Here is a 24,024-nt window from a genome sequence, read left to right on the forward strand (position 1 = left end):
GGCGGGGTCACCGTTCTACGCTAGCCCGCACTCCTGGGTGCCCTTCGGGGAGGTTCTTCACAACGGATGCTGCAATCCCTAGGACCTTGTCAACAGATTCCTCTTCGCCGACCGAGATGCGGATGCCGTCGCCGGCGAACGGGCGGACGATCAGGCCGGCCTCCTCGAAGGCTGCCGCGAAGGTCGCGGTCTCGCCTCCGGCCGGGAGCCACACGAAGTTGCCCTGCGCCTCCGGGACGTTCCACCCGGCCTCGCGCAGGCCGTCGGCGAGGCGGTCGCGGCGATCGGCGATGACGCCGACGCGTTCGAGCAGCTCGCTCTCGGCATCGAGGCTCGCGAGGGCCGCCTCCTCGGCGTGCGCGGTGACAGACAGCGGGATGGCGGTGCTGCGGGCGGCGTCGAGGACGCGCGGGTGGCCGACGGCGTAGCCGACGCGGAGGGCCGCGAGCCCGTAGGCCTTGCTGAAGGTGCGCAGCACCACGACGTTCGCGGGGGCGTCGGTCGCCAGCACACGGGCACCGTCGACGGCGTCGGGGTCGGTGACGAACTCGGAGTACGCCTCGTCGAGGATCACGAGCACGTCGGAGGGCACGCGGGCGACGAACCCGTCGAACTCGGCCTGGGTCACGACGGGGCCGGTGGGGTTGTTCGGGCTGCACACGATGATGGCGCGCGTGCGCTCCGTGATCGCGGCGGCCATCGCGTCGAGGTCGTGGCGGGCGCCGGCGGCGAGCGGCACCTGCACGGCGGTGGCGCCGGCCACGACCGCGAGCCACGGATAGGCCTCGAAGGAGCGCCAGGCGTAGATGACCTCATCGCCCGGGCCGGACGTCGCCAGCACGAGCTGGGCCAGGATCGAGACGCTTCCGGCACCGATATGGATGCCGTCGGCCCCGACTCCGAATCGCTCGGCCAGACGCTCCCGCAGGCGTGCGGCGCTGGCGTCGGGGTACCTGTTCAGCGCGGTCGCCGCCTGCACGCGCTCGAGGACGCCGGGCAGCGGGTCGAACGGGTTCTCGTTGCTCGACAGCTTGAACGCCTCTGCGCCGGCCTGCCGGCCCTGCTTGTACGGCGGCAGCGCGGCGACTTCAGGGCGCACGCGGACGGGGATCTCGGGAGCGTCGGTCACGGTCCCGAGTCTACGAGCGGGGGATCAGATGCGCTTCCCACGCCGCAGCGGACGCCTCGAGGCTGACGCGCCCTTCGGCCACACCCACGACCAGATCGAAGCCCTCATCGGCCGTCATGTCGTGCCGGAACCCGTTGATCCACGAGAACGTCACGGCCAGCGTCCATCCGCTGCGTTTGTTGCCGTCGACGAACGGATGATTCCGCACCACACTCTCGAGCAACGCTGCCGCCTTGAGAGACAGCGCCGGATAGGCGTCGTCACCGAGAAGAGTCGTCGCCGGCCGGGCGATGGCGGATGCGAGCAAGCCGGCATCGCGGATATGGAATCCGAGTCGTGTGGCGATGTGGAGTGCGTCGTCGAGGCCGAGGAATCGGGTCATGCGTCTTCGAGCCGCCGCAGCAGCTCGGCATCGTGGCTCAGTACGAAGTCGATGGCGTCGTCCACGTCGACGCGACGCGCTCGACGCGCCACGATGAGCTCGACCCCCTGCAGAACGAGCGCGTGCTTCGAAACGTGTTCGGCCTCAGCGATCGCGTCGAGGGCCCGATCGAGTTCTTCTGGAAGTCGAATCGTCATCGCCATCTCCAAAGGGTAAGTCGATACCATTTCGGTATCAAGGTTGGTCGGTGCGAACCGTTGGACGCTGCCCCCCGCCATGGAAGACTGGGCGGACTATGGGCTTCCTCATCCGCGTCGTCATCAACGCGTTCGCCATCTGGGTCGTCACCCTGATCCCGGTGCTCCAGGTCTTCGTCGTCCCCTTCCCTCCGGGGGAGACGCTCCAGATGGTGCTGACGCTGCTCATCGTGGCGGCGATCTTCGCACTGGTGAACACGATCATCGGCACCGTCATCAAGGTGCTGGCGTTCCCGCTCTACATCCTCACCCTGGGTCTCATCGGCCTGCTCATCAACGCGTTCCTGCTGTGGCTGACGGCCTGGCTCACGCACTGGTGGAACTGGGGCCTGCGCGTCGAGGACTTCTGGTGGGGCGTCGTGGCCGCGGTCATCATCACCGTCATCAACTGGGTCTTCGGCATCTTCCTGCGCCCTCGCAAGGACTGACTCAGCCGTCGCCGCGGGTCGCCGCGTACTCGGTGACCACGACGGACTCCGCTCCGGCCAGTTCGTCGAGGACGCCGCGGAGGCCGTCCACCCGCGGATCGGCCGACCCGTCGACGAGCGCCGCGGTCTCGGCGTACGCGGTCAGGCGGTGTGCCGGCAGCCTCGTGTCGTCGAGCGCGACCTGAGGGTCCGCCACCCGTTCCACGACGAAGCTGCCGGACGCGCCGACCGGCTCCGGGTGCCCGCCGCCGGCGAGCGCGACGACGGGATCGTCGGTGTGGCGCACCGACACGCTCAGCGTGCCGGGTCCCACGTCCGCGTCGACGGGTGAGCCGAGCGACACGAGCGTCTGCGTGTCGTACGGGCCTTCCAGCGCGAGGTGCGCTCCGATCATCGCGCCCTGGGAGAAGCCGAACACGTGGACCGCGTCACCCGGTCGCGCGCCGGCCGCGGCGAGCGCCGCCTCGGTCGCGGCGTAGGAGTCCGACATCCGTCCCGCGTACAGGTCGAGGTTCGAGGCGTTGTCCCACGGGTCGTCGCCGCCCATCGCGCCCGATTGCATGCCGGCGATGTACACGGCGTACCGCGGGGACCCGTCCGCCATCGCGTAGCGCTCGACCCGCACCCGTGCGTCGCCGTCGCTCGGAATGCGCGCGGTCGCCGCGGCCAGGCTCTGCGGAGCCACCGACGACGGCGCCCGTGACGGCAGCGTGACCGGCGTGCTGCCGGGTCCGGCGGGCGGCGGCGCGACGACCGGTCCGGCGCTGCCGGGTGCCGCCGGTGCGACGGGCGTCACTGTCACCGGACCCGCCGCACCCCAGAGCCGCGCCTCGCGCGAGAGCCTTCCCGTGCCGGAGAGACCGGCCGCGACGGCGCCGCCGAGCGTGAGCAGACCGGCACCGGCGCCCGCCGCGATGGCACCGGCGTCGTGGACCTCGCTGCCCACGCCGACGCCCCACTGCGTCGCCTGCCGCACGAGCTCCGAGGGCCACGCGACGGCGTACCCCGACTCCGCGCCGAGCGCCGTCCGCCAGGCGTCGGGATGCTGCTCGACCAAAGCGCTCAGCCGCGCGTCGAGGCGCTGCGCGCGAGCGCCGTCGCCGGCGAGCACGGCGGCCCGGTGCGCGGCCTGGATCTCGACCATCTCGTAGGCGTACGCCGCCTCGCGGAGCGCCCGCGCGATCTCCTCCGCCTCCGCCTGCACGGTCTCCAGCTGCGCCGCCAGCACGGATGCCGACGCCCGGGCATCGTCGGCGTGCACCGGCTGCATCCGCAGCTCGCACTGCAGCGCCCGCACGCTTCCGGCGACCTCGGCGAGCGCCTCTCGGGCGGCGTCGAAGCGCACGGCGGCCGCCGACAGCGTCGCCGTGTCGACGGCCACGGCACCACCGCTGCGGATCTGCACGCCGTCGTCGACGCGGGGCCAGTGATCGGCGAACAGGCCGATGATCCCCTCGTTCGGCCCGAGCCGGCCTGCTTGCTGGCTGAGGTCGGGAGCCAGGGGTCCGGGTGCGGGCGAGGTGCCGTCCCCGGCGAGCCCCGGTGAGAGCGGGTCGTCGCCCGCCCGCGTCTCGCTCATCGAGCGGCTCCCGGAAGCAGTCCGGTGAGGGACTCCGCGAACGCGGCGCGATCACGGGCGCGTGCGGCGTCGTACCGAGCCGTCTCGGCGAGGCACGACAGGCCCGACACGTCGCCCGCCCACGCCGCGGCGCGCTCGTGGAAGGCGCTCGCGGCCTTCGCCTGCCAGTCGACGGCGTCGGCGAGACCCCGGGCGACGTGCGCGGCATCCGTGATCCGCCAGAGGAGTCGTGAGAGCTCGCGCTCGATCTGGGACAGCTGGTGAGCCGCCGAGTCGGCGGGCGGGAAAGCGAACGTCACCCGTCGATCGTCGTCCTCGGCAGAGTGCGGTCGAGCGCGTCGGCGGGAGTCCGTGGAGAGTGCGCCCGCCCGGCCGGCTGTGGAGGAGGCGCTTGAAGGAGGTGGCGCTGCGACGGAGGAGCGCCGTTCCGCGTGTGGAACGACGCTCCTCGAGGCAGCCGGCTCGCGGTCGGCTACTTGCCGACGACCACCTCTGCGCTGTCCGTCGCGGTGTTGCCCGCGGCATCCGTCGCCGTCCAGGTGAAGCGATAGACCGCACCCTTCACGGCCAGCACCCGGAAGGTGTCGTCGTCGATCTGCTCCCAGCGCGCCTTCGACGAGCCCGCGACACCGACCCCGTCGAACTCCACCGTGACGTCGCCGCGGTCATCGGCGGCGTCGATCGTGAATTCCACCGTGCGGAGCTTGTTGTTCGGCGGGAACACGGTCGACGGGTCGGCGGTCACCTCGATGGTGGGGTCCGTCGTGTCCGGCGTGAGGTTCAGCCCCACGATCACCGGGTCGTGGTCGCTCGACCGGTAGGGATCGGGTGCCCACAGCGCGTCCTGCGCCGCCTGCTTGAACGACATGTCGTAGTCGATGAGGCTCGGCTCGTCGGCGTTGATATGCCACGCCGCCGCACCCGACACATCGGCGCGCAGCGCCGGCTGCGCGAGGGCGTAGTCGAGGTAGCCGATCTGCCCGTCGAACACGTACGAGTACGCGTGCTCGCCGTTGAACTTCTTCTCGAGGTCGGTGAAGCCGCCCGCCACGAAGGCGTCGATCGCGTCCTCGTGGTCGTACGCGTTCAGGTCGCCGATCACGATCGCGCGGCCGTCGGTCGCCACCTGGGTGTTCAGCCACGTGGTAAGCGCCTTCGCAGCGGCCGTGCGAGCCGCGCTGCAGTTGCCCTGACCGTCGCCGAGGTCGGGACTCTCAGAGCACGCCGAGCCCTTCGACTTCAGGTGGTTGACCGACACCACGAACTCGTCACCCGACTCGGTCGACACGAACCGCTGCGTGAGCCCGGGCCGGTGGCGTGCGTCCGACCAGGCCGGGTCGATCGCGCTCGTCATGAGCTGGAAGGCGCCGACCGGGGTGACGGTCGACGGCTTGTAGATGATCGCCGTGGTGATCGCATCGGTCCCGATCTTGCCGGTCATGACGGGAACGTACGTGCCAGGGCCGACGAGCGCGTTGAGCGCGTCGGCGAGCGCCTGCACCGCCGTGCCGTTGTTCTCGATCTCGAGGAGGCCGAACACGTCGGCGTCGATCTCGGCGAGCGCGGCGACGATCTTGTCCTGCTGGCGCTGGAACTCCAGGGCCGTGTCGGCACCCCGGTGGTAGTCGTCGTCGTCGTCATTCGTGGGGGTCGGGTCGAGCGACGTGAAGTAGTTCAGCACGTTGAAGCTCGAGATCTTCAGGTCGCCCCCGACGTCGGGCAGCTCCGGCCGCGCGTTCGCGACGGTGAAGTCGGCGCCGTCGGTGGGCTGCACGCCCCACGTCGAGAAGCGGTAGTCCAGGACGCCGATCGCGTTCTGCACCAGGTCGCCGCTTCGGAACGAGTGCGCGAGCGTGAACACCTCTCCGTCCGGGTGGATCGCCGGGTCGGGGTTCTGGGTGCCGCGCCCGTCGTCGAGCGTGATGCTGTTCTCGAGGTTCGCCGCGGCGAGGGCGTTCGCCGGTGCGCCCGGCTCGACGACCGCGGTCGGCGTGTCGAGGCGCCCGTTCGTCAGGGTGATCGTGCCGAAGCGGCCGTACTCGAACGTCTCGCCGATCGCGAGGTTCTGGGGAAGCGTGACGTACATGCCCTCCAGCGCCTCGCGCTGCGTCTCGGTCGCGGGCAGGGTCAGCGGCACGGCCGGCGGCAGCGGCTGCGCCGTCGCGCACACCTCGAGGTCGAGCGCCTTGAGCTCGGTCAGGCCGAAGAACTCGTCGACCTCGCCTGCCACGTTCACCACGTCGCCCACCGCGACGTCGGGCCCCGCCGGGTAGTGCACGAAGATGCCATCGGAGGTCGCCGCGACGCCGTCGCCGGCATCCTGGATGTAGAAGCCCTCGTATCCGCCGGTCTGGAAGTCGCCCACCACGGTGCCCTCGAGCCGCAGGAATTCGCCGTCGCGCGGAGATGCCGCACCCGACCCCTGCACCGAGCTGATGGAGGCGACATCGAGGTCGCAGCCCGCCTCGATCGGCGGGGGCGGCGGGACGGCGCCGTTGACGGCGCCCGGCGTGTTGAACGCCTCGCCGTAGGCCGGCGTACCGGCGGTGCCGTTGTAGCCGGCGAGGTCGAAGTCGTTGCGCACCCAGTCGGTCGCGGCGTTCGTGTCGGCGCCGTCCGGGATGCGGGAGGCGCCGCCCGGATCGAACGGGAGCCCGTCATACGACACGCCCAGGACGACGCCGCCGTAGGCGAGATCCGTCGCACCGCCGTCGCTGACGGCGACCGCATCCACCACGGTGAAGCCGAGACCGTCGTCGATGACGCCGTCGTCGTTCGTGTCGATGTCCGTGCCGAGGGAAGGCGCGGTGCCGGTCACCAGGAGGAGGCTGACGGTGCCGTTCTCGAGCGCGCCGTTGGCGAGCGTCGCGAGGCTGCGACCCGACGCGTCAGCCGCGCCGAACGAGATGACCTCGTCCACGGTGCCGGTGACGGTGCCGTTGAAATCGCCCTCGATCTCGAGCACGCGGTAGGCGGAGAGGTCGGTGGTGGCAGGGTTGGCGAGCAGCTCGACGTACTCGACGTCGGCCGTGCCGACCGTGTCGGCCGAGAACTCGTTGATGACGACGCGCGGCGCGGGCGGCTCGCCGCCGCAGTTGGCGGTGTGGGTGCCGAGGCCGTCGAAGGTGTTGGTGGCATAGCCGACCCAGCCGACCGTCGGGTCGAACGCGTCCGTGCCGTTCTCGTCGCCGACGCACGTGTCCGCGGCGCGGCGGAGCGTGTTGTCCTGCGTGGAGTTGATCCCGGTGCCCCACTCGGCGCCCGGGTCGTTGCCGATCTGCCCGAAGACGTCGACGATGACGCCGTTCTTCACCAGTGCGATCGTGTCGTCGCCGTTGAACAGCGACGCCGTGGTCGTCTGGTCTGCGACCGCTCCGATCGCGGGGTCGACCGGGTTCGAGGCGGTCGGGCCCTGCGCGAAGACGAAGACGTCGTTCGCCGCCACCGTCCCGGTCAGCGGAAACGACGTCGGCGTCGTGGACGGTGCGAAGTACACCTGCAGCGCGTACCCGGCGGCGGCCAGGTCGACGGTGGTCGCACTCGGGTTGTAGATCTCGATCGCCTTGTTGAACGAGCTGCCTTCGACGTACTCGCTGATGAGCAGATCTCCGGATGCCGCGGCGGCGGGTGCGGCGAACGCCGCCGCGCCGGTGGCGGCCAGCGCGGCGGCCGCCAGGGCGGCGATCAGTCTGCGGGGGGAATGGGACACGGAACCTCCACGTGGGATGCGCGGATGGTGTGCCGCGCATGCGAAGGGCAGGCCGGTCGCCTCCCCGTGAGAGCAAAGCTAGGCGAGCGGCATCCGTTCACGGAAGAGTCCAGGCGGAGAGATCCTTAACGTTCGGTGTCGGCTCAGGCCAGAATGGACCCCATGACCGCGAGCGACGTGGCGCCCTTCCGCGTCGTGTTCGTGTGCACGGGGAACATCTGCCGCTCTCCGATGGCGGAAGTGGTGTTCCGGGAGTTCGCGGATGCCTCGGGCCTGGGCGCCCGCGTGGCGTCGACGAGCGCCGGCACCGGCGACTGGCACGTGGGCGAGCAGGCGGATCTGCGCACCATCGCGGCGCTCGAGCGCGCCGGGTATGACGGAGCCCACCACCGGGCGCGCCAGTTCACGCACGCCGACTTCGCCCACAGCGACCTCGTGGTGGCGCTGGACCGCAGCCACGAGCGGATCCTGCGCGGGTGGGCGCGCACCGAGGGCGACGCCGACAAGATCGCCCTGCTGCTGTCGTTCGATCCATCGGCCCACACGCTCGACGTGCCCGACCCGTACTATGCCGGGCCCGGAATGTTCGACGAGGTGCTCGGTATGATCGAGAGCGCGAGCCGGGCGCTCTTCCGGCAGCTCGAACCCGCCATCCGCCCGGCGCCATGACCTCTGCCGTCATGCCGCCGACCGACGGTCGCCCCTGATCGCCGCCCCTCCGAGACCGACGGGAGTCACCGTGACCGCTCCTTCCCCTGCTGACCTGCCCTGGCAGCCCCTGAGCCCCCTCGACGGGCGCTATCGCGCCGCCGTGGGCGAGCTGGGCGCGTACCTCTCGGAGGCCGGCCTCAACCGGGCTCGCGTCGAGGTCGAGGTGGAGTGGCTCATCGCCCTCACCGACCGCTCGCTGTTCGGCACCGCGCCGCTGCAGGACGCCGACAAGGCCCGCCTGCGCGCGTTGTACCTCGAGTTCGGCCAGGCCGAGATCGACTGGCTCGCCGAGAAGGAGGCGGTCACCCGCCACGACGTCAAGGCCGTCGAGTACCTGGTGCGCGACCGGCTGTCGGCGCTCGGCCTCGACGCCATCGCCGAGCTGACCCACTTCGCCTGCACCAGCGAGGACATCAACTCGACGTCGTACGCCCTCACCGTGCAGCGCGCGGTGCAGCGCATCTGGCTGCCGAAGCTGCGCGCCGTCATCGCCGCGCTCACCGAGCTCGCCGTACAGCACCGCGACGCCGCGATGCTGTCGCGCACCCACGGCCAGCCCGCGACCCCGTCGACGATGGGCAAGGAGCTGGGGGTGTTCGCGTGGCGCCTCGCCCGCGTCGCCGACCAGATCGAGGGCGGGGAGTACCTGGCGAAGTTCTCGGGCGCGACCGGCACCTGGTCGGCGCACCTCGCCGCCGCTCCCGAGGTCGACTGGCCCGAGGTCTCCCGTGCGTTCATCGAGGGTCTCGGGCTGGACTTCAATATCCTCACCACCCAGATCGAGTCCCACGACTGGCAGGTCGAGCTGTACGACCGCGTGCGGCATGCCGGCGGCATCCTCCACAATCTGGCGACCGACATCTGGACGTACATCTCGATCGGCTACTTCACGCAGATCCCGGTCGCCGGGGCGACCGGCTCGTCGACGATGCCGCACAAGATCAACCCGATCCGGTTCGAGAACGCCGAGGCGAACCTCGAGATCGCGGGCGGACTGCTCGCGACGCTCTCGCAGACGCTCGTCACGAGCCGCATGCAGCGCGACCTGACCGACTCGACGACGCAGCGCAACATCGGCGTCGCCTTCGGGCACGCACTGCTCGCCCTCGACAACCTGCAGCGCGGGCTGCGCGAGATCTCGCTGGCCGAGGACGTGCTGCTGGCCGACCTCGACACCAACTGGGAGGTGCTCGCCGAGGCGATCCAGACGGTGGTCCGCGCCGAGATCGCCGCCGGCCGCTCGCAGATCAGCGACCCCTACGCGCTGCTCAAGGACCTCACCCGCGGCCGCCGCGTCGGCGCGCCCGAGCTCGCCGAGTTCGTGCGGGGGCTCGACATCGGCGACGACGCGAAGGAGCGCCTGCTCGCGCTCACCCCCGCGACCTACGACGGCCTGGCCTCGAAGCTCGTCGACGAGCTCGGTTAGTCGTTCCGCTCAACGACCGCGGCAAAGGATCCCGGTCGTTGAGCGAGGGAGCGCCAGCGACCGAGACGAAACGCGCCGAGCCGACTTTCTGCGCCGGGTGCGGGCGTTTCGTCTCTGCGTTTCGACTCGCAAGCTCGCTCAACGACCGCGTTCCTCGCTCGCTCAACGACCGAGCAAAGAGGCCCGGTGGCAGCTCAGCGACGGGGTCAGGCTTTCGGGTCAGCGGATGCCGCGGCATCCGGATCGTCGCCCGGCTCCGGCTTCTCGGACTCGTCGTCGAAGAGCACCGGCCGGTCGATCTGCTTCGCCACCTGGGCGGGGTCGACCGCGAGCAGCAGCAGCGAGACGATGAGCAGCACCGCGATGAAGCTGACGCCCGCGACGACCAGGGCGGTGATGATGGCGCGCTGAGCCTCGTCGGCGGTGCGCTGCTGGAAGAAGCCCATCGACACGAGCGTCACGATTCCCGCGAACAGCGCGGCGCCGAAGGCCATCCCGAGCAGCTGCACGGGCTTCATCAGGTCGCGGCGGGTGGGGCTGTCGTGGCTCACGCGGAGTCCTTCTGCGGGGTGGGTTCGGTGGATGCGGGTGCATTCGCCGTGAAGTCCTCGGCCGTGTCCGGCTCGACGGGGCGCGGCGAGAAGCCGGCGATGCCGAGGTACACCGCGACGATCGCCGCGTAGCCGCCGAACAGCCCGACGCCGATGGTGATGCCGGTGAGGGTGAACGTCGCGCTCGCCTCTTCGATCGTGTAGTCCAGCGCATACGCGGGCTGGACGAAGAGCAGCGCGATGCCGAGCAGCGCCGTGATCGCGCCGACCACGGCGGCATCGCGGCTCTCGGACCGCGGCCCGACGGGCGCGGCGGGGCGGGCGTCGGCGACCCCCGGTGCGATCTCTCGGCGCGTGCGGCCGCCGGCGAGGCCGCGCCACCCGGCGATGAGCTCGATGACGCCGCTGATGAGCGCCCACGTGATGACGATGGCGAAGTAGCCGGCCACGGTGCGCAGCGGATGGAGGCCGCTCGCCATTCCCGCGACGACCGTCACGCCGCCCAGTGCGGCGGCCGGCCAGCGGCGGCCTGCCGGGTACACCAGCCACACCGAGAGCAGCAGCACGAGGCCGGTGGCGATGGCGAAGCCGCTGAAGACCGCGCTGCCGACCAGTGCCGAATGGTCCGGCGAGAACGTGATCATGATCGCCGCGATCGCCGCGAAGGCGGCGCGCGCGAGCTGCACGTGGCGCACGGCGAACGTGCGGGAATCGGCTGAGGTCACGGTGATCCTGCGGAGAGGCGGGTTCTCGGGAACGAGAACGGATGCCTCCCAGTCTACGTGCGTCATAGGTGACAGCATCCTGAACCCCCTGCGCGACCTCCGTGTGCACACCCCCACGCCGACCCAGGACAGGTGTTTCGCGGTGCGCAGGACGACGCGCGCCGAATCGGCCTGTCCTCGCCGGAACACCTGTTCCGGGCGAACGCCGGGGGCGAGCGCGTGGCGAGGGCAACGGAGCGGGGACGGATGCCGGGGCCTCCGGCATCCGTCAGTTCAAGGTGTCGAGGATGCCGGTGAGCAGTTCGAACGTGGTGAGCGGCGAGATGATCGCGAACCGCAGCACCGGCTCGCCGGCGTGGGAGCTGGGCACGACGAACGCGTGCTGCTCTTCGAGGAGGCGGTCCGACCAGGCCTCGTAGTCGGCGAGCGTCCAGCCCTCGCGGCGGAACACCACCACCGACAGCTGCGGGTCGCGCACGAGCGACAGCCCGTCGCGCGCCTCGATCTCGTCGGCGATGCGGCGGGCGAGATCGATGCCGTACTCGATCGTCGCCCGGTACGAGTCGGTGCCGTGGGTGGCGAGTGAGAACCACAGCGGCAGACCACGCGCGCGGCGGGTCAGCTGGATGGCGAGATCCGACGGATTCCAGTCCGGCTTGCCGGTGAGCGTGTCGAGGTACTCGGCCTTCTGCGTGTGCGCCGACAGCGCCAGCGCGGGCTCGCGGTAGATGAGCGCGCACGCGTCGAACGGCGCGAACAGCCACTTGTGCGGATCGACGATGACCGAGTCGGCGAGTTCGACGCCCGCGAACACCGGGCGCATCCGCTCGACGAGCATCGCCGCCAGGCCGTACGCGCCGTCGACGTGGAACCACACGCCGCGCTCGCGCGCCACGGCGCCGACGCCGGCGATGTCGTCGACGATGCCGAAGTTCGTCGTGCCGCCGGTGGCCACCACGGCGAGCACCGCGTCGCCGTACTCGTCGAGCACCCGCGCGACGGCATCGCCGTGCAGGCGTCCGTCGGCGTCGACCTCGGCGGTCGCGACGTCCACGTCCATGACGGCCGCCGCCGAGGCGATCGACGAGTGCGCCTCGGCGCTGCAGACGACCACCCACCGCGCGGGAGCAGGCCGCCCCTCGTCCGACAGCCGCCGGCGCGCGGCATCCCGTGCCGTCACGAGGGCCGAGAGGTTGCCGATCGTGCCGCCCTGCACGAAGACGCCGCCCGCGCCGGGCGGCATGCCGAACTCCTTCGCCAGCCAGTGCAGCACCTCGTTCTCGGCGTACACCGCGCCGGAGCCCTCCATCCACGAGCCGCCGTAGATGGCGGATGCCGACACCACGACGTCGAATGCCAGCGAGGCCTTGGTGGGGGCCGAGGGGATGAACGAGAGGTAGCCGGGGTGGTCGGTCGACACGCAGGACGGCGCGAGCACGTTCTCGAACAGCGCGATGGCGCGCCGCGAGCCGATGCCGTCGGCGGTGATCGACCCCGACGCCAGCCGCTCGAGATCGCGCGGCGTCATGGGCTTGTCGAGGGGCACGTCCTCGTACAGGGCACGGCGCCGCGCGTATTCGAGCACGTCCTCGACCGTGTGACGCGTGTCGGGCGAGATGGCGTGCATCTCGTGCGGGGATGTCGCGGACATTGCGTCTCCTCCATGGTCAGGCTCGAGATCACGCTAGACCACCGCGATCGTTCGGAACGAGGGAGTTCGGGGCGCACCGCGTGCGCTCGGGGCGTGCGGCACGCGCCCCGAACGGACGCGGTGCGCCCCAATCCAGGCAGACGCTCGTGCGGATGATCCAGCAGGAATGGAGAAGCGCGCCCGACGGCGGCGTCATAGCGTGAAGATCACAAGCCGCGAGGCGGCCCCACGAACGCAAAGGAGAACGGACATGGCCGGCAAGACGACGTCGGACGGACTGAGCGATATCGAGCGCCAGGCCGTCAAGGACCGCGCAAAAGAGCTGCGCGCCCAGGCCAAGGCCGGGAAGAACCGCGAAGCGGGCACCAAGCAGGTGCTCGAGGCGATCGGCAAGCTCGAGGGCACCGACAAGGTGCTCGCCGAGGGCCTGCACAAGGTCGTCTCCGAGACCGCGCCCGACCTCGTGCCGAAGACCTTCTACGGCTTCCCCGCGTATGCGAACGGCGACGGCAAGGTGGTCGTGTTCCTCCAGCCGTCGTCGAAGTTCAAGACGCGCTACGCCACGATCAACTTCGACGAGCCTTCGCAGCTCGATGACGGCGACATGTGGCCCATCGGCTTCGCCGTGCTCGCCTGGACCCCCGCGGTCGAGAAGCGCATCACCCAGCTGGTGAAGACCGCCGTCGCATCGGCGTAGGGCCTAGCTCGTCGCCGCCGCGTCGCCGCCGTTCCCCGAGCGGGCGGCGGCGCGGTCGGCGTGACCGAGCTGACGCCCGGGGGCGATGCGGTCCCGCACCCGGCGCTTGAGCGCGACGATGTCGGGGAAGCCGCCGTCGGCGGCGCGCGACCACACCAGCTCGTCGTCGGCGTAGACCTCGAAGATCCCCCCGGTGCCGGGCTCGAGGGTGGCGCCGCCGCCCATGAGCTCGGCCTGGAAGGTGGTCAGCAGCTCCTGGGCAACCCATGCCGCTCGGAGCATCCATGCGCACTGCGTGCAGTAGATCACGCGCACGCGGTGCGTCATGCGACGCCCCCGGCGGGGGAGAGGTCCGGCGAGAGGAACTCCAGCGCCGCCTCGCGGAACGCACGCGAGCCCGGCGTGTTGAAGTGGTGGCGGCCGGGAATCTCGAGGAAAGTGCCGTGCGGTGCCGTACCGGCGAGAGTGCGCGAGCGTTCGAGGATCGCGTCCTCCGACCCGGTGGCGAACAGCACGGGCTGCCGGGGCGGACGCTCGGGATCGGGGTCGGCGTCGCCGAAGCGCATGCCCTCGGCGAGCGCGATCAGGGCACGCAGGTCGTTCTCCGGCACGCGCTCGGCCAGCCGCACGTAGTTCTGCGTCACGGCGTCGGTGACCGGTATGCCCTCTTCGGCATACGCCCGGGCCTGATCGATCCGCAGGCGGCCGAGGGGGCGGCCGTCAGGGATGCCGCCCAGCACGGCACGGCTGATGTGCTCGGGCGCGTCGACGGCGAGCTGCCAGCCCACGCGTGCTCCGAGCGAGTATCCGACGTACCGCACGGCCTCGACCAGGTAGGTGTCGAGCACCACGACGAGGTCGGCGACGAAGGCCGCCATGGAGTACGCGAGCGCGTCGTCGGGCTTGTCGCTGGCCCCGTGACCGCGCTGATCGACGCCGATGACGCGGTATCCGGCTGCTGTCAGCATCCGCACCCAGCCGGTGTCGACCCAGTTGTCGCGGCAGCTCGAGGCGAATCCGTGCACGCACAGGACGGTCTCGGCTTCCGGCTCGCCCCACGCGTACGTCGCGAGCTGGTACCCCTCTGCCGACATCACGTAACTGGGCGGCGGCATCTCGGTGCGCACGAGGGGGGCGACGGCATCCATGTCCGCCATTCTGCTCTTCCGCGCACCCGTACGGCTGCATCGCCTCGGGCCCGTGCGGCGCAGGCGGGAACCTCGAGTCGCAGCCGCGAGGCGCGGGCGAAGCGGGAGAGGTTACGCCCTTCGGCACCGATTCGCAACGGGGCTGAGTGTTCGCGGCTCTTCCGCCTAACGTCGCTGCATGAGCACGGACGACACCCGAGGTGCACGCCCGACGGAGCCGCTGGCCCCGCGGCGCACCGATACCGACCTCGATCACGACGGCGTGGCCGACCGCCGCGAAGTCGTGACCGACCGCAACGACGCGTCCCTCCGCGAGACCGTCGTCGCGCGTGAGCACGAGCGTTTCGGCGGCATCAAGTTCGGCGCCGCTTTCTTCGGCTGGCTCACCGCCTTGGGCGCCCTCGTGGCGCTGACCGCTGTCGTGGCCGCGATCGGCGCGGCGACGGGTCTTGCCTCGCCGGAGACCGTCGAGGACGCCGTCGACGCCGCCGACCAGAACATGACGGCGGCCACCATCATCGGCGCGATCGCCATCGCGGTCGTGCTGTTCGTCGCCTACTTCGCCGGCGGATATGTCGCGGGACGCATGGCCCGGCTGAGCGGGGCGAAGCAGGGTCTGGCGGTCTGGCTCTGGGCCATCGCGATCGCCATCCTCGTCGCCGTCGTGACGGCGATCGCGGGTTCCCAGTGGGACATCCTGGCGAACGTCGACATCTTCCCGCGCATCCCGGTGACCGCCGAGACCGCGACGTGGACCGGCATCCTCACCGCCATCGGCGCCGCTGTGATCACGCTCATCGCGGCGATCCTCGGTGGCGCGACCGGCATGCGCTACCACCGCCGCGTCGACCGGGCCGGCTTCGGCGACGACCGGGTCTGAAACTCAACCTCTATCCACCACAAGAAGGGAGATCCTCCATGGGTCTGGACGATGACATCAAGCACAACGCTGAAGACATGAAGGGCAAGGCGAAGGAGGCGGTCGGTGACGCGACCGACAACGAGCGCCTGCAGGCTGAGGGCGTAGGCGACCAGGCCAGCGCCAAGATGAAGAAAGCCGGCCAGGACGTGAAGGACGCGTTCACCGACGATCGGTGATCCGCCGCGACGGTGCCCCGGATCCCCGGCGGATCCGGGGCACCGCCGTGTCCGGGCGGCGAACCGCGGACGGACTCAGAAGACATCCCAGTCGCGCGCGCGTTCGACGAGCACATCGATCACCTGCGTGGTCGCGGGCGTCGGTGGGTCGCCTGCCCGGATCGCCAGGTGCAGCGTGTTGATGGGCGCCTCGTCCGCGCGGTGCAGCACCTCCACGGTGCCTGCGCCGATCGCCGGTTCGACGAGGTAGCGCGGCAGCGCCGAGATACCGGCCGCAGCCACCACCGCCGCGAGCACGGCCCGCAGATCGGGCACCGTGATCGCCACCGTGTTGGCCGGCCGGTGCCCGAACTGGCTGCGCCAGTAGCGCCGCACGATCGAGAGGTCGGCGTCGTACGCGACGAGCGGCAGGTGCTGCAGGGCGCTCGCGGGGTCGGCGGCGAGACGCGCGCGGTCGATGGTCCGCGCGAGCGACGGCGCCCCCACCAGCACGAACTCCTCGTCGACGAGGCCGCGATAGCGGATGCCGCGCAGCGGCGTCCGCACCGACGACACGACGAGGTCGAGGTCGCCGTCCGCGAGCCGGGCGAGCAGCTCGTGCGCGAGACCGAGGCCGAACTCGACGCGCACGCCCGAGCTGGTGAGCGGCGCCAGCGCAGGGACCACCCGGAGCGCGATGACGTCGCTCGCTCCTCCCACCCGCACCGTCTCGACCGGACCGGGCGCCGGCGCCGTCCACACCGCGCGCAGGCTGTCGACCGGTGCTGCCACGCGCATGGCGAGCGCGTCGCCGGCGGGCGTCGGGGTCACGCCACGCGCCGACCTCGTGAACAGCGGCGTGCCCAGCTCACCTTCGAGCCGGGCGATGCGCTCGCTGACTGACGGCTGACTGATTCCCAGGCGCGTCGCGGCTGCGGTGATCGAGCCGGCGCGGTGCACCTCGACGAACGTGTGCAGCAGATCGAGCTCTTGCATGCGGCATCCACCCATCAAGAAATCTATGACTGCTACACAGCATAGGAAATGGGAGCGATGGGTGCCTCGTTCCCTTCCTCAGCGGCTCGCCCGAGTCGACGAACAGGAGAGACAGACATGGCACACGTACTCATGGCGGTCACCGGCGCGGACGCCATCGTCCTCACGGACGGCACGGCGCACCCGACCGGGTTCTGGGCGGAGGAGCTCGTCGAGCTGCACCGGGGACTCGTCGCCGCCGGACACGACGTCGACATCGCGACTCCGGGCGGCGTTCGGCCGACGGTCGATCCCGGCAGCCTCTCCGGCGACAGCGCACCGCTGACCGACTACCTCGCCTCGATCGACGGACTGCTGGCGCACCCGCGCGATCTCGCCGACGTGGCGGACGGGGAGTACGACGCGATCGCCCTGCCGGGCGGCCACGGGCCGATGGTGGACCTCGCTTTCGATGCCGACCTCGGTCGGCTGCTCGTGGACGCGGTCGATCGGGACGCGGTCGTGGGCGTGCTGTGCCACGGCCCCGCCGGGCTGCTCAGCGCCGTGCGGGCGGACGGGTCGTTCGCCTTCGCCCGGCGCCGGCTCGCGGTCTTCACCGACGAGGAGGAGCGTCAGGGCGGACTCGGCGACGGCTCGCCCTACCTCGTGGAGTCGCGCCTGCGCGACCTCGGCGCCGTCGTCGAGCCGGGCGAGCCGTGGTCTGTCACGGTCGTCAGCGACGGCTCGTTCGTGAGCGGCCAGAACCCGCAGTCGAGCGTCGCGACCGCAGAACGTCTCGTCGAGGTGCTCGCCGGGCGCTGACGGAAGACGGATGCCGCGGGCCGCGGCATCCGTCTCCTTTCGCGCGTCTGCGCCTCCGCTGGTCAGGGCACGCGGTAACCCGCCGCGCGGAACAGCTCGTACCACTCGGCGCGCGTGAGACGCAGGTCGGAGCCGTCCGCGGCCGCACGGACGCGCTCGGGGGTCGTCGTGCCGAGCACCACCTGCATCAGCGCCGGGTGGCGGGTGATCCAGGCGACGGCGATCGCGATGGCGGGCACGTCGTACGCCGCCGCGAGGCGATCGATCACGGCGTTGAGCTCGGGGTAGTCGGGCGAGCCGAGGAAGACGCCGTTGAAGAAGCCGGCCTGGAACGGTGACCAGGCCTGGATGGCGATGTCGTGCAGGCGGCAGTAGTCCACGATCCCGCCGCCGTCGAGCGTGAGGGATTGACCCTCGCCCTGCATGTTGGCGGCGACGCCCTGCGCGATCGCCGGGGCGTGCGTGATCGAGAGCTGGATCTGGTTCGCCACGATCGGCTGACGCACCGACTTCCTGAGCAGATCGATCTGGCCCGGGGTGTGGTTCGAGACGCCGAACGCCCGCACCTTGCCGGCCGCCTCGAGCTCGTCGAACGCCCGCGCCACCTCGTCGGGCTCGACGAGGGCATCGGGCCGGTGCAGCAGCAGGATGTCGATGTAGTCGGTCTCGAGCGCACGCAGCGACCCCTCGACGGCCGTGACGATGTGCTCGTACGAGAAGTCGAAGTACGGCCCCTCGCCCACGATGCCGGCCTTCGTCTGGATCGTGATCTGGGCGCGCTCCGACGCCGTGAGCTGCATCGCCTCGGCGAAGCGGCGCTCGCAGCCGTGCAGGCCGCGGCCGTATACATCGGCGTGGTCGAAGAAGTCGATGCCGGCATCGCGGGCGGTGCCGACGAGGGTGCGCACGGCGTCGTCGTCGAGGTCCTGGATGCGCATCAGGCCGAGCACCACGTTCGGTGCCGGGCGCTCGACGCCGGTGAGTTCGATGGTCTTCATGGGTCTGCTCTCGCTTCGGGTGTGCGGGCCGACCGCGCGCGGTCGGCCCCGTTCTGCGGCTCCACGCTAAGCACCGGCGACAAAGAAGTCCAACAACTGTATGTTGTGTGATTGAGAATCACCGCGAATGGATGCCGCATCCCGCGCCGCAGGAGGTCTCATGGAGCACCGCCAGCTCGAGTACCTGGTCACCCTCGCCGACGAGAGGCACTTCACGCGCGCCGCCGAGCGCTGCCGCGTCTCGCAGTCGGGCCTGTCGGCCGCGATCCGCCGGCTCGAGCAGGAGCTCGGCGCGAAGCTCTTCGAGCGCACCACCCGCTCCGTCGAGCCCACACCGGCGGCGATCGCGCTGCTTCCCCACGCGCGCGAGATCCTGGCGCAGACCGCGGCCGCTCGCGATGCCGTGGTGCGCGCGTCGCAGCAGCTCGCCGGATCGCTGCGGGTGGGCGCGGAGCAGTGCCTCGGGGCGGTGGACGTCAACCTGCTGCTCGAGCGGTTCCATCGCCGTCACCCCGGTGTCGATATCCAATTCGTGCAAGCCGGATCGCACCAGCTCGTCGAACTCGTCGAGACCGGCGAGCTCGACGTCGCCTTCGTCGCCGGGGCCGATCCCGCCCCCGCGCTGGCCGTCGAGGAGCTGGCGCGCCTGCCCCTCGTGCTGCTGGTGCCGCCCGGTCACCGGCTCGCCGAGCGGCCGGCCGTGCGATGGAAAGACCTGCGCGACACCGACTTCGTGGACTTCCGGCCCGCCTGGGCGCTGCGCAGCATCAACGACGGCGCCTTCCTGCGCCACGGCATCGAGCGGCGCGTGGGGTGCAGCGTCGACGACGTCCACACGCTGCTCGACCTCGTCGCGCGCGGGCTCGGCGTCGCGATCGTGCCGCAGCACGTCGCGCTCAAGCCGCAGGCGCGCGGCCTCGTCCCCCTCGCCGTGCCGCACGATGCACCGGAGTGGATCGTCTCGACGATCGTCGGAACGTCCGCGCCGCTCGCCCCGCGCCTGCTCGAGATCCTCGACGAAGAGCGAGCGGAAGCCGCCGCCGCATGACCGTCGTGCTGGTGGAGGGCGAGAGCGATCGCATCGCCGTGCAGACGCTGGCGACACGGATGGGGATGCGGATGCCGGAGATCCGCGTGGTGGGCGGCTCGAAGGGTGCGCGCCGCGTGGCCGCCGAGCTCACCGGCACCCGGCTGATCGGGCTCGTCGACCAGGGTGAGCGAGCGGACTTCGAGCGCGTGCTCGACACGGTGTTCGTGTGCGATCCCGACCTCGAGGCCGAGTTCGTCCGGGCGCTCGGCGTCGAGGGGGTCGAGGCGGTCATCGCGGAACAGGGCGAGCTCGCCTCGTTCCGCAGCCTGCAGCGCCAGCCGTTCCAGCGCGGCCGCCCCGCCGAGGCGCAGCTCGCACGCTTCTTCGGCGGCCGCAGCGGCAACAAGGCCCGCTACGCCGGGCTGCTCGCGGCAGCGGTGCCGCTGGACCGCATACCGCCGCCGCTCGCGGCCCTCCTCGCCGCCGTGTGACCTGCGCGCGGCGAGGAACGTTCGGTCGTTGAGCGAGCGAGGAACGAGCGAGACGAAACGCCCCCGGACCCGCCGACGGCATCCGTCACCCGTCCAGAGGATGAGGGCGCTCTCACGCACCGCTCGCCGCCCGTTCACCGAGTCGTCGCACGCTCGTCGCCGCCCGGTCAGCGCGCGGTGCGGCGTCCGCGGTTGCGTCGGAGGCATGAGTCGAATCCCCACACGACGCGTCCTGCCGCGCCTTCTAGCCGCGGCAGCAGCGACGGTCACCGCCGTCGCGCTCCTTCCCGCCACCGCAGCCTCGGCGCAGCCCGCCACCGCTGCCGCGGCTGCGGCCTCGCAGTCGCCGTACGTGCAGACGCACGTGCCGACGCTCGTCGCCCGGGCGACATTGTCGGCCGACCACCTCGAGTCAGGCCCGGCCTCGGGCGCGCTCGCGAGCCCGGGCAACGGCCGCACCGGACCCTGGGACGGCCAGGTGATCCCCGGATTCTCGGCCGCGATCGACAACGGCGACGGCACGTTCTGGGCACAGCCCGACAACGGCTTCGGCACCAAGGGCAACTCCGCCGACTTCCTGCTGCGCAACTATCTCGTGCGTCCGGCCTGGCAGACAGCCGAAGGCGGCGCGGGCGAGATCCAGATCGAGCGGTTCATCTCGTACAACGACCGCAACGGCGTCCTCGACTTCCCGATCGTGAACGAGGGCACCGCCGAGCGCCTCCTTACCGGCGGCGACTTCGACATCGAGTCGGTCGTCAAGGCCAAGGACGGCACGTTCTGGGTCGGCGAGGAGTTCGGGCCGTTCCTGCTGCACTTCGCCGCCGACGGCACCCTGCTCGACAAGCCGTACGCCCTCGAGGGCGCCAAGTCGCCGGCGAACCCCTACCTGCAGCCGGGCGAGACCCCGCGCGTGCGCTCGAGCCGCGGGTTCGAGGCACTGGCCGCCTCCGTCAACGGACGCTACCTCTACCCCGTCGTCGAGGGCTCGTACGCCGACGACACGGACCTGCGCCGCCGCGAGATCCTCGAGTTCGACACGCGCGCCGGGCAGTACACCGGTCGCACCTGGAGCTACCAGACCGACCAGGAGCCGAACGTCATCGGCGACGCGTTCACCGTGCGCAATGACGTGCTCATCCTCATCGAGCGCGACGACTTCGAGGGCGAGCAGTCCGTCACCAAGCGCGTCTACGAGGTGGACCTCCGCCGCACCGACGCCGAGGGCTACCTCGAGAAGACGCTCGTGCTCGACGCGCTGCGCATCGCCAACCCCCACGCCATCGGTGCCGGTGACGGCTACGGCACGGGCGAGATCTACTCGCTCCCGGTGCAGTCGTTCGAGACCGTCGTGCAGCTGAAGGACGGCAGCCTCCTCATCGGCAACGACAACAACTACCCGGGCAACGACGCGCGTATCCCCGGCACGCCCGACGACACCGAGTTCGCGATCATCGACCTCGACAAGACCAAGCTCGAGCCGTCGACGGTCAGCCTCATCGGCCACCGCGGCGCGAGCGGGTCACGCCCCGAGCACACGCTCGCCGCGTACGAGACGGCCATCGTGCAGTGCGCCGACTACATCGAGCCCGACGTCGTGTCGACCAAGGACGGCGTGCTCGTCGCGCGCCACGAGAACGAGATCAGCGGGACGACGGATGTCGCGACCCGCCCCGAGTTCGCCGCACGCAAGGCGACGAAGCTCATCGACGGAACGTCGATCACCGGCTGGTTCACCGAGGACTTCACCTTCGCCGAGCTGCGCACGCTCCGCGCCAAGGAGCGCCTGCCGCAGACGCGTCCGGCCAACACGGCGTTCGACGGGCTGTACGTCATCCCGACGCTCGACGAGGTCATCGACCTCGCCCGCCACTCGGTCAGCTGCGACGGCCGCACGGTCGGCGTGTACCCCGAGACGAAGCATCCGTCGTACTTCGACTCGATCGGGCTCTCGCTCGAGGAGCCGCTGGTCGCGGCCCTGCAGGCGAACGGCGTGGACCGCGCGGACGCGCCCGTGATCGTGCAGAGCTTCGAGACCGCCAACCTGCGCGACCTCGCCGGCCTGACCGACGTCACCCTGGCGCAGCTGGTGAGCAACTCCGGTCGTCCGTACGACTTCACCCTCGCTGGCGACACCCGCACCTACAAGGACCTGGTGACCCCGGCCGGGCTCGCCGAGATCGCCACCTACGCCGACGGCGTGGGCCTCGAGAAGTCCGTGATGATCCCGCGCACGGCCGACGGCCGCCTCGGCACGCCCACCCCGGTCATCGCGGACGCGCACGCGGCGGGACTCTCGGTGCACGGCTGGACGTTCCGCGCCGAGAACCAGTTCCTGCCCGTCGACTTCCGCTCGAGCGCCGACCCGAACGCCTACGGCGACCTCGCCGGCGAGCTCCAGGCGTTCATCGGCGCCGGCATGGACGGCGTCTTCAGCGACCACCCCGGCATCGCCGCGGTGACCATCGACACGGTCACCCTCGCGGGCTGAACCCTCGGGGCGCCGAGGCGGGCGGGGGATGCTGCGGCATCCTCCGCCCGTCTCGTTCGTTGAGCGCGCGAGGAACGTGGTCCTTGAGCGAGCGTGCGAGTCGAAACGCAGAGACGAAACGCCCCGGACTCGACGCCGCCCGGCGGCTCGGCGCGTTTCGTCTCGGTCGCTGGCGCTCCCTCGCTCAACGACCGCGAATTCGGGGTGGGGTGACGAGGCCCCAACTCGCGCCGCACCGGTCCGCGGCATCCGTTCCCGCCCGTGTTAGCGCACGCGACGCCCGTGTGCGATGTCGATGAGGCGCGCGAGCACCTCGCCGCCCGACCGCAGGCCGTTGTGCTCGTGCTCGCTCGTGATCCAGGGCGTGACGCCGGGGAGCAGGCGCGCGGTCTCCATCGAGAACTCGAACGGCACGTAGAGGTCGTTGGCGTAGACGGCGGCGGCTCCGCGGGCTCCGGATGCCGCGATCGCGGCCGCGTCGTAGAGCCGCGGCCACGCGAACCCGGCGAGTTCGAGCGTCACGTCGCGCCAGGGCTGGAATCCGGGCACAGTGTCGGCCCACTCGCGGCGCACGTGCTCGCCGGTGAAGAGGGTCGGGTCGTCGCGGAAGTCGTCGGGCTCGGTGCGCTCCGCCGACCACTCGGTGGCGTAGCCGTCGGCATAGCTGGACTCGTGGAAGACGTAGTACAGCGGGTTGCGCGCGTCGAACGGCATCGCCGCGGCGAGGTCGTGGCGGAAGGCGTTGGTGTGGGGCTCCAGTTCGAGCAGGCTCCAGAGCTTCTGCCACCCCTCGTTGGTGCCGAGCGCCGAGCCCGCGGAGCGCACGCGGGAGACCGAGGCCACCTCACCGTCGGGCAGCACGAGCGCGCCCGCGTCGGCGAGGTCGACGATCCGCCGCATCGCGTCGCGGTGCGCGGGGAAGCGCCGGTAGTAGCGCTCGGACGCCTCGCGCATCTTGTCGTACGTGAGGGCGTAGACATCGTCGGGATGCCGCCCCACGGCGCTCAGTCCGCCGGTGATGTAGACGTGCTCGAGGGACGCGGCATCCGTCGACAGATAAGCCAGGGTCGTGAACCCGCCGAAGGACTGCCCCAGCACGCTCCACCGCTCGGCGCCCAGCTCAGCACGCACGGCCTCGCAGTCGCGCACGATCGCATCGGCGCGCAGGTGCGTGATGTACTCGGCGAGCTCGGTCGTGCCGCGCTCGAGGTCGCGGTCGCTGACGGGCGTCGACAGTCCGGTGCCGCGCTGATCGAGCAGCACGACCCGGTGGTGCTCGAGCGCCTCGTCCAGCCACGACGGCGCGGCCGGCGAATGGAACGCGCGCGGCGCCTCGTGCCCCGGCCCGCCCTGCAGGAACACCAGGTAGGGGAGGTCGCCGCCGCCCTCGCGCGTGACCACGGCGGCGTGGATGTCGATCGTCCGGCCATCCGCCGGATCGCCCCACACCAGTGGGACGGTGAGGGTGTGGTCGTCGATGGTCAGGTCCTGCATCCGGCGCGTCGTCACGGGCATGTGTCCGAGCCTAGGTGCTGCCGCCGACGCGGCGTGGGCTGCTCGGGGCACAGCCCACGGCAACGCGATGGCCGGTCGTTGACGCCGCTGCTCGGGGGCACGGCCCACGGCCACGCGATGTCCGGACGTTGGCGCCGCCGCTCGGGGGTCACGACGCGCCGTGACGTTGGGCGGGACACGGCGTTTCGCGACCGCCGAACCAGCGCCGCTATCCGGTTGTCGTGACACGCGG

The 24,024-nt window shown here is 71.1% G+C and carries 24 protein-coding genes; 10 read left to right on the plus strand and 14 right to left on the minus strand.

The features are described 5' to 3' along the window. Nucleotides 1–7 precede the first annotated feature (7 nt). From ABG085_RS19150 to ABG085_RS19160, 3 genes are read right to left on the minus strand one after another with little or no spacing between them, the layout of a single operon-like run. On the minus strand, nucleotides 8–1,129 hold the full coding sequence (locus ABG085_RS19150; RefSeq protein WP_347977335.1) for a histidinol-phosphate transaminase: 1,122 nt from the start codon (nucleotides 1,127–1,129) through the stop codon (nucleotides 8–10). Nucleotides 1,130–1,139: 10 nt separating this feature from the next. After that, on the minus strand, nucleotides 1,140–1,511 hold the full coding sequence (locus tag ABG085_RS19155; RefSeq protein ID WP_347977336.1) for a type II toxin-antitoxin system death-on-curing family toxin: 372 nt from the start codon (nucleotides 1,509–1,511) through the stop codon (nucleotides 1,140–1,142). Next, nucleotides 1,508–1,714: a ribbon-helix-helix protein, CopG family gene (locus ABG085_RS19160; protein ID WP_347977337.1), complete on the minus strand. Its 207-nt coding sequence runs from the start codon at nucleotides 1,712–1,714 to the stop codon at nucleotides 1,508–1,510. Before ABG085_RS19160 ends, ABG085_RS19155 begins: the two co-directional genes overlap by 4 nt. A 92-nt stretch (nucleotides 1,715–1,806) precedes the next feature. Here ABG085_RS19160 and ABG085_RS19165 point away from each other — a divergent pair, with 92 nt between their 5' ends. Next, nucleotides 1,807–2,196 carry a phage holin family protein gene (locus tag ABG085_RS19165; protein ID WP_347977338.1) on the plus strand — a complete coding sequence of 130 codons (390 nt, stop codon included), beginning with the start codon at nucleotides 1,807–1,809 and terminating at the stop codon, nucleotides 2,194–2,196. 1 nt (nucleotide 2,197) lies between these two features. Here the strand turns inward: ABG085_RS19165 and ABG085_RS19170 are convergent, their stop codons facing one another. The 3 genes from ABG085_RS19170 to ABG085_RS19180 form a co-directional block, all read right to left on the minus strand. Beyond that, on the minus strand, nucleotides 2,198–3,775 hold the full coding sequence (locus ABG085_RS19170; RefSeq protein ID WP_347977339.1) for a hypothetical protein: 1,578 nt from the start codon (nucleotides 3,773–3,775) through the stop codon (nucleotides 2,198–2,200). After that, nucleotides 3,772–4,074 carry a hypothetical protein gene (locus ABG085_RS19175; protein WP_347977340.1) on the minus strand — a complete coding sequence of 101 codons (303 nt, stop codon included), beginning with the start codon at nucleotides 4,072–4,074 and terminating at the stop codon, nucleotides 3,772–3,774. Before ABG085_RS19175 ends, ABG085_RS19170 begins: the two co-directional genes overlap by 4 nt. Before the next feature lie 173 nt (nucleotides 4,075–4,247). Further along, complete coding sequence (locus ABG085_RS19180) at nucleotides 4,248–7,484, minus strand: ExeM/NucH family extracellular endonuclease (RefSeq protein ID WP_347977341.1); 3,237 nt, start codon at nucleotides 7,482–7,484, stop codon at nucleotides 4,248–4,250. Nucleotides 7,485–7,646: 162 nt separating this feature from the next. On the opposite strand from ABG085_RS19180, the gene ABG085_RS19185 reads away from it, so the two are divergent. Together ABG085_RS19185 and purB are read left to right on the plus strand one after the other, a co-directional pair. Beyond that, nucleotides 7,647–8,153, plus strand: coding sequence for a low molecular weight protein-tyrosine-phosphatase (locus ABG085_RS19185; RefSeq protein WP_347977342.1), 507 nt, complete (start codon nucleotides 7,647–7,649; stop codon nucleotides 8,151–8,153). Between the two features lie 70 nt (nucleotides 8,154–8,223). Continuing rightward, nucleotides 8,224–9,621: an adenylosuccinate lyase gene (gene purB, locus ABG085_RS19190; protein WP_347977343.1), complete on the plus strand. Its 1,398-nt coding sequence runs from the start codon at nucleotides 8,224–8,226 to the stop codon at nucleotides 9,619–9,621. A 206-nt stretch (nucleotides 9,622–9,827) separates the two neighbouring features. Here the strand turns inward: purB and ABG085_RS19195 are convergent, their stop codons facing one another. The 3 genes from ABG085_RS19195 to ABG085_RS19205 all read right to left on the minus strand — a co-directional run bounded on the left by ABG085_RS19195 (nucleotide 9,828) and on the right by ABG085_RS19205 (nucleotide 12,548). Further along, nucleotides 9,828–10,172 (minus strand): amino acid transporter, encoded by a 345-nt coding sequence (locus ABG085_RS19195; RefSeq protein ID WP_347977344.1) that lies wholly within the window; start codon nucleotides 10,170–10,172, stop codon nucleotides 9,828–9,830. Continuing rightward, on the minus strand, nucleotides 10,169–10,897 hold the full coding sequence (locus ABG085_RS19200) for an acyl-CoA synthetase (protein ID WP_347979245.1): 729 nt from the start codon (nucleotides 10,895–10,897) through the stop codon (nucleotides 10,169–10,171). The genes ABG085_RS19195 and ABG085_RS19200 overlap by 4 nt, the downstream gene beginning before the upstream one ends. 268 nt (nucleotides 10,898–11,165) lie before the next feature. Then, nucleotides 11,166–12,548 (minus strand): aminotransferase class V-fold PLP-dependent enzyme, encoded by a 1,383-nt coding sequence (locus ABG085_RS19205; RefSeq protein WP_347977345.1) that lies wholly within the window; start codon nucleotides 12,546–12,548, stop codon nucleotides 11,166–11,168. A gap of 250 nt (nucleotides 12,549–12,798) precedes the next feature. Between ABG085_RS19205 and ABG085_RS19210 the strand changes: the two genes are divergently transcribed. Beyond that, complete coding sequence (locus ABG085_RS19210; protein WP_347977346.1) at nucleotides 12,799–13,245, plus strand: hypothetical protein; 447 nt, start codon at nucleotides 12,799–12,801, stop codon at nucleotides 13,243–13,245. Nucleotides 13,246–13,248: 3 nt separating this feature from the next. Here the strand turns inward: ABG085_RS19210 and ABG085_RS19215 are convergent, their stop codons facing one another. Both ABG085_RS19215 and ABG085_RS19220 read right to left on the minus strand, forming a co-directional pair. Next, a complete protein-coding gene (locus ABG085_RS19215) occupies nucleotides 13,249–13,572 on the minus strand; it encodes a SelT/SelW/SelH family protein (protein ID WP_347977347.1) in 324 nt (107 codons plus the stop codon). Further along, complete coding sequence (locus ABG085_RS19220) at nucleotides 13,569–14,393, minus strand: alpha/beta fold hydrolase (protein WP_347977348.1); 825 nt, start codon at nucleotides 14,391–14,393, stop codon at nucleotides 13,569–13,571. The genes ABG085_RS19215 and ABG085_RS19220 overlap by 4 nt, the downstream gene beginning before the upstream one ends. 178 nt (nucleotides 14,394–14,571) lie before the next feature. Between ABG085_RS19220 and ABG085_RS19225 the strand changes: the two genes are divergently transcribed. Both ABG085_RS19225 and ABG085_RS19230 read left to right on the plus strand, forming a co-directional pair. Further along, nucleotides 14,572–15,273 carry a hypothetical protein gene (locus ABG085_RS19225; protein ID WP_347977349.1) on the plus strand — a complete coding sequence of 234 codons (702 nt, stop codon included), beginning with the start codon at nucleotides 14,572–14,574 and terminating at the stop codon, nucleotides 15,271–15,273. A 38-nt stretch (nucleotides 15,274–15,311) separates the two neighbouring features. Continuing rightward, on the plus strand, nucleotides 15,312–15,491 hold the full coding sequence (locus ABG085_RS19230; protein ID WP_347977350.1) for a CsbD family protein: 180 nt from the start codon (nucleotides 15,312–15,314) through the stop codon (nucleotides 15,489–15,491). 75 nt (nucleotides 15,492–15,566) lie between these two features. On the opposite strand, the gene ABG085_RS19235 is transcribed toward ABG085_RS19230, so the two are convergent. After that, complete coding sequence (locus ABG085_RS19235; protein ID WP_347977351.1) at nucleotides 15,567–16,466, minus strand: LysR family transcriptional regulator; 900 nt, start codon at nucleotides 16,464–16,466, stop codon at nucleotides 15,567–15,569. Nucleotides 16,467–16,583: 117 nt separating this feature from the next. Between ABG085_RS19235 and ABG085_RS19240 the strand changes: the two genes are divergently transcribed. After that, nucleotides 16,584–17,267: a type 1 glutamine amidotransferase domain-containing protein gene (locus ABG085_RS19240; protein WP_347977352.1), complete on the plus strand. Its 684-nt coding sequence runs from the start codon at nucleotides 16,584–16,586 to the stop codon at nucleotides 17,265–17,267. Nucleotides 17,268–17,329: 62 nt separating this feature from the next. Here the strand turns inward: ABG085_RS19240 and ABG085_RS19245 are convergent, their stop codons facing one another. Continuing rightward, on the minus strand, nucleotides 17,330–18,265 hold the full coding sequence (locus ABG085_RS19245; protein WP_347977353.1) for an aldo/keto reductase: 936 nt from the start codon (nucleotides 18,263–18,265) through the stop codon (nucleotides 17,330–17,332). A gap of 127 nt (nucleotides 18,266–18,392) precedes the next feature. On the opposite strand from ABG085_RS19245, the gene ABG085_RS19250 reads away from it, so the two are divergent. From ABG085_RS19250 to ABG085_RS19260, 3 genes are all read left to right on the plus strand, one after another. After that, complete coding sequence (locus ABG085_RS19250; protein WP_347977354.1) at nucleotides 18,393–19,313, plus strand: LysR family transcriptional regulator; 921 nt, start codon at nucleotides 18,393–18,395, stop codon at nucleotides 19,311–19,313. Then, nucleotides 19,310–19,786: an ATP-dependent endonuclease gene (locus ABG085_RS19255; RefSeq protein WP_347977355.1), complete on the plus strand. Its 477-nt coding sequence runs from the start codon at nucleotides 19,310–19,312 to the stop codon at nucleotides 19,784–19,786. The genes ABG085_RS19250 and ABG085_RS19255 overlap by 4 nt, the downstream gene beginning before the upstream one ends. Before the next feature lie 205 nt (nucleotides 19,787–19,991). Next, nucleotides 19,992–22,277 carry an esterase-like activity of phytase family protein gene (locus ABG085_RS19260; RefSeq protein ID WP_347977356.1) on the plus strand — a complete coding sequence of 762 codons (2,286 nt, stop codon included), beginning with the start codon at nucleotides 19,992–19,994 and terminating at the stop codon, nucleotides 22,275–22,277. A gap of 264 nt (nucleotides 22,278–22,541) precedes the next feature. Here ABG085_RS19260 and ABG085_RS19265 read toward each other — a convergent pair whose 3' ends face one another. Next, a complete protein-coding gene (locus ABG085_RS19265; protein WP_347977357.1) occupies nucleotides 22,542–23,792 on the minus strand; it encodes an alpha/beta fold hydrolase in 1,251 nt (416 codons plus the stop codon). Nucleotides 23,793–24,024 lie beyond the last annotated feature (232 nt).

Origin of the sequence: Microbacterium sp. ProA8, assembly GCF_039905635.1 — a bacterium.
Taxonomy (GTDB): domain Bacteria; phylum Actinomycetota; class Actinomycetes; order Actinomycetales; family Microbacteriaceae; genus Microbacterium; species Microbacterium chionoecetis.

Bases quoted from the DNA above. Each gene is read 5' to 3' on its own strand.
- ABG085_RS19155 (WP_347977336.1), bottom strand. From the start codon at position 1,511: ATGACCCGATTCCTCGGCCTCGACGACGCACTCCACATCGCCACACGA.
- ABG085_RS19160 (WP_347977337.1), bottom strand. From the start codon at position 1,714: ATGGCGATGACGATTCGACTTCCAGAAGAACTCGATCGGGCCCTCGAC.
- ABG085_RS19165 (WP_347977338.1), top strand. From the start codon at position 1,807: ATGGGCTTCCTCATCCGCGTCGTCATCAACGCGTTCGCCATCTGGGTC.
- ABG085_RS19170 (WP_347977339.1), bottom strand. From the start codon at position 3,775: ATGAGCGAGACGCGGGCGGGCGACGACCCGCTCTCACCGGGGCTCGCC.
- ABG085_RS19185 (WP_347977342.1), top strand. From the start codon at position 7,647: ATGACCGCGAGCGACGTGGCGCCCTTCCGCGTCGTGTTCGTGTGCACG.
- ABG085_RS19205 (WP_347977345.1), bottom strand. From the start codon at position 12,548: ATGTCCGCGACATCCCCGCACGAGATGCACGCCATCTCGCCCGACACG.
- ABG085_RS19210 (WP_347977346.1), top strand. From the start codon at position 12,799: ATGGCCGGCAAGACGACGTCGGACGGACTGAGCGATATCGAGCGCCAG.
- ABG085_RS19215 (WP_347977347.1), bottom strand. From the start codon at position 13,572: ATGACGCACCGCGTGCGCGTGATCTACTGCACGCAGTGCGCATGGATG.
- ABG085_RS19220 (WP_347977348.1), bottom strand. From the start codon at position 14,393: ATGGATGCCGTCGCCCCCCTCGTGCGCACCGAGATGCCGCCGCCCAGT.
- ABG085_RS19225 (WP_347977349.1), top strand. From the start codon at position 14,572: ATGAGCACGGACGACACCCGAGGTGCACGCCCGACGGAGCCGCTGGCC.
- ABG085_RS19230 (WP_347977350.1), top strand. From the start codon at position 15,312: ATGGGTCTGGACGATGACATCAAGCACAACGCTGAAGACATGAAGGGC.
- ABG085_RS19235 (WP_347977351.1), bottom strand. From the start codon at position 16,466: ATGCAAGAGCTCGATCTGCTGCACACGTTCGTCGAGGTGCACCGCGCC.
- ABG085_RS19240 (WP_347977352.1), top strand. From the start codon at position 16,584: ATGGCACACGTACTCATGGCGGTCACCGGCGCGGACGCCATCGTCCTC.
- ABG085_RS19245 (WP_347977353.1), bottom strand. From the start codon at position 18,265: ATGAAGACCATCGAACTCACCGGCGTCGAGCGCCCGGCACCGAACGTG.
- ABG085_RS19250 (WP_347977354.1), top strand. From the start codon at position 18,393: ATGGATGCCGCATCCCGCGCCGCAGGAGGTCTCATGGAGCACCGCCAG.
- ABG085_RS19255 (WP_347977355.1), top strand. From the start codon at position 19,310: ATGACCGTCGTGCTGGTGGAGGGCGAGAGCGATCGCATCGCCGTGCAG.
- ABG085_RS19260 (WP_347977356.1), top strand. From the start codon at position 19,992: ATGAGTCGAATCCCCACACGACGCGTCCTGCCGCGCCTTCTAGCCGCG.
- ABG085_RS19265 (WP_347977357.1), bottom strand. From the start codon at position 23,792: ATGCCCGTGACGACGCGCCGGATGCAGGACCTGACCATCGACGACCAC.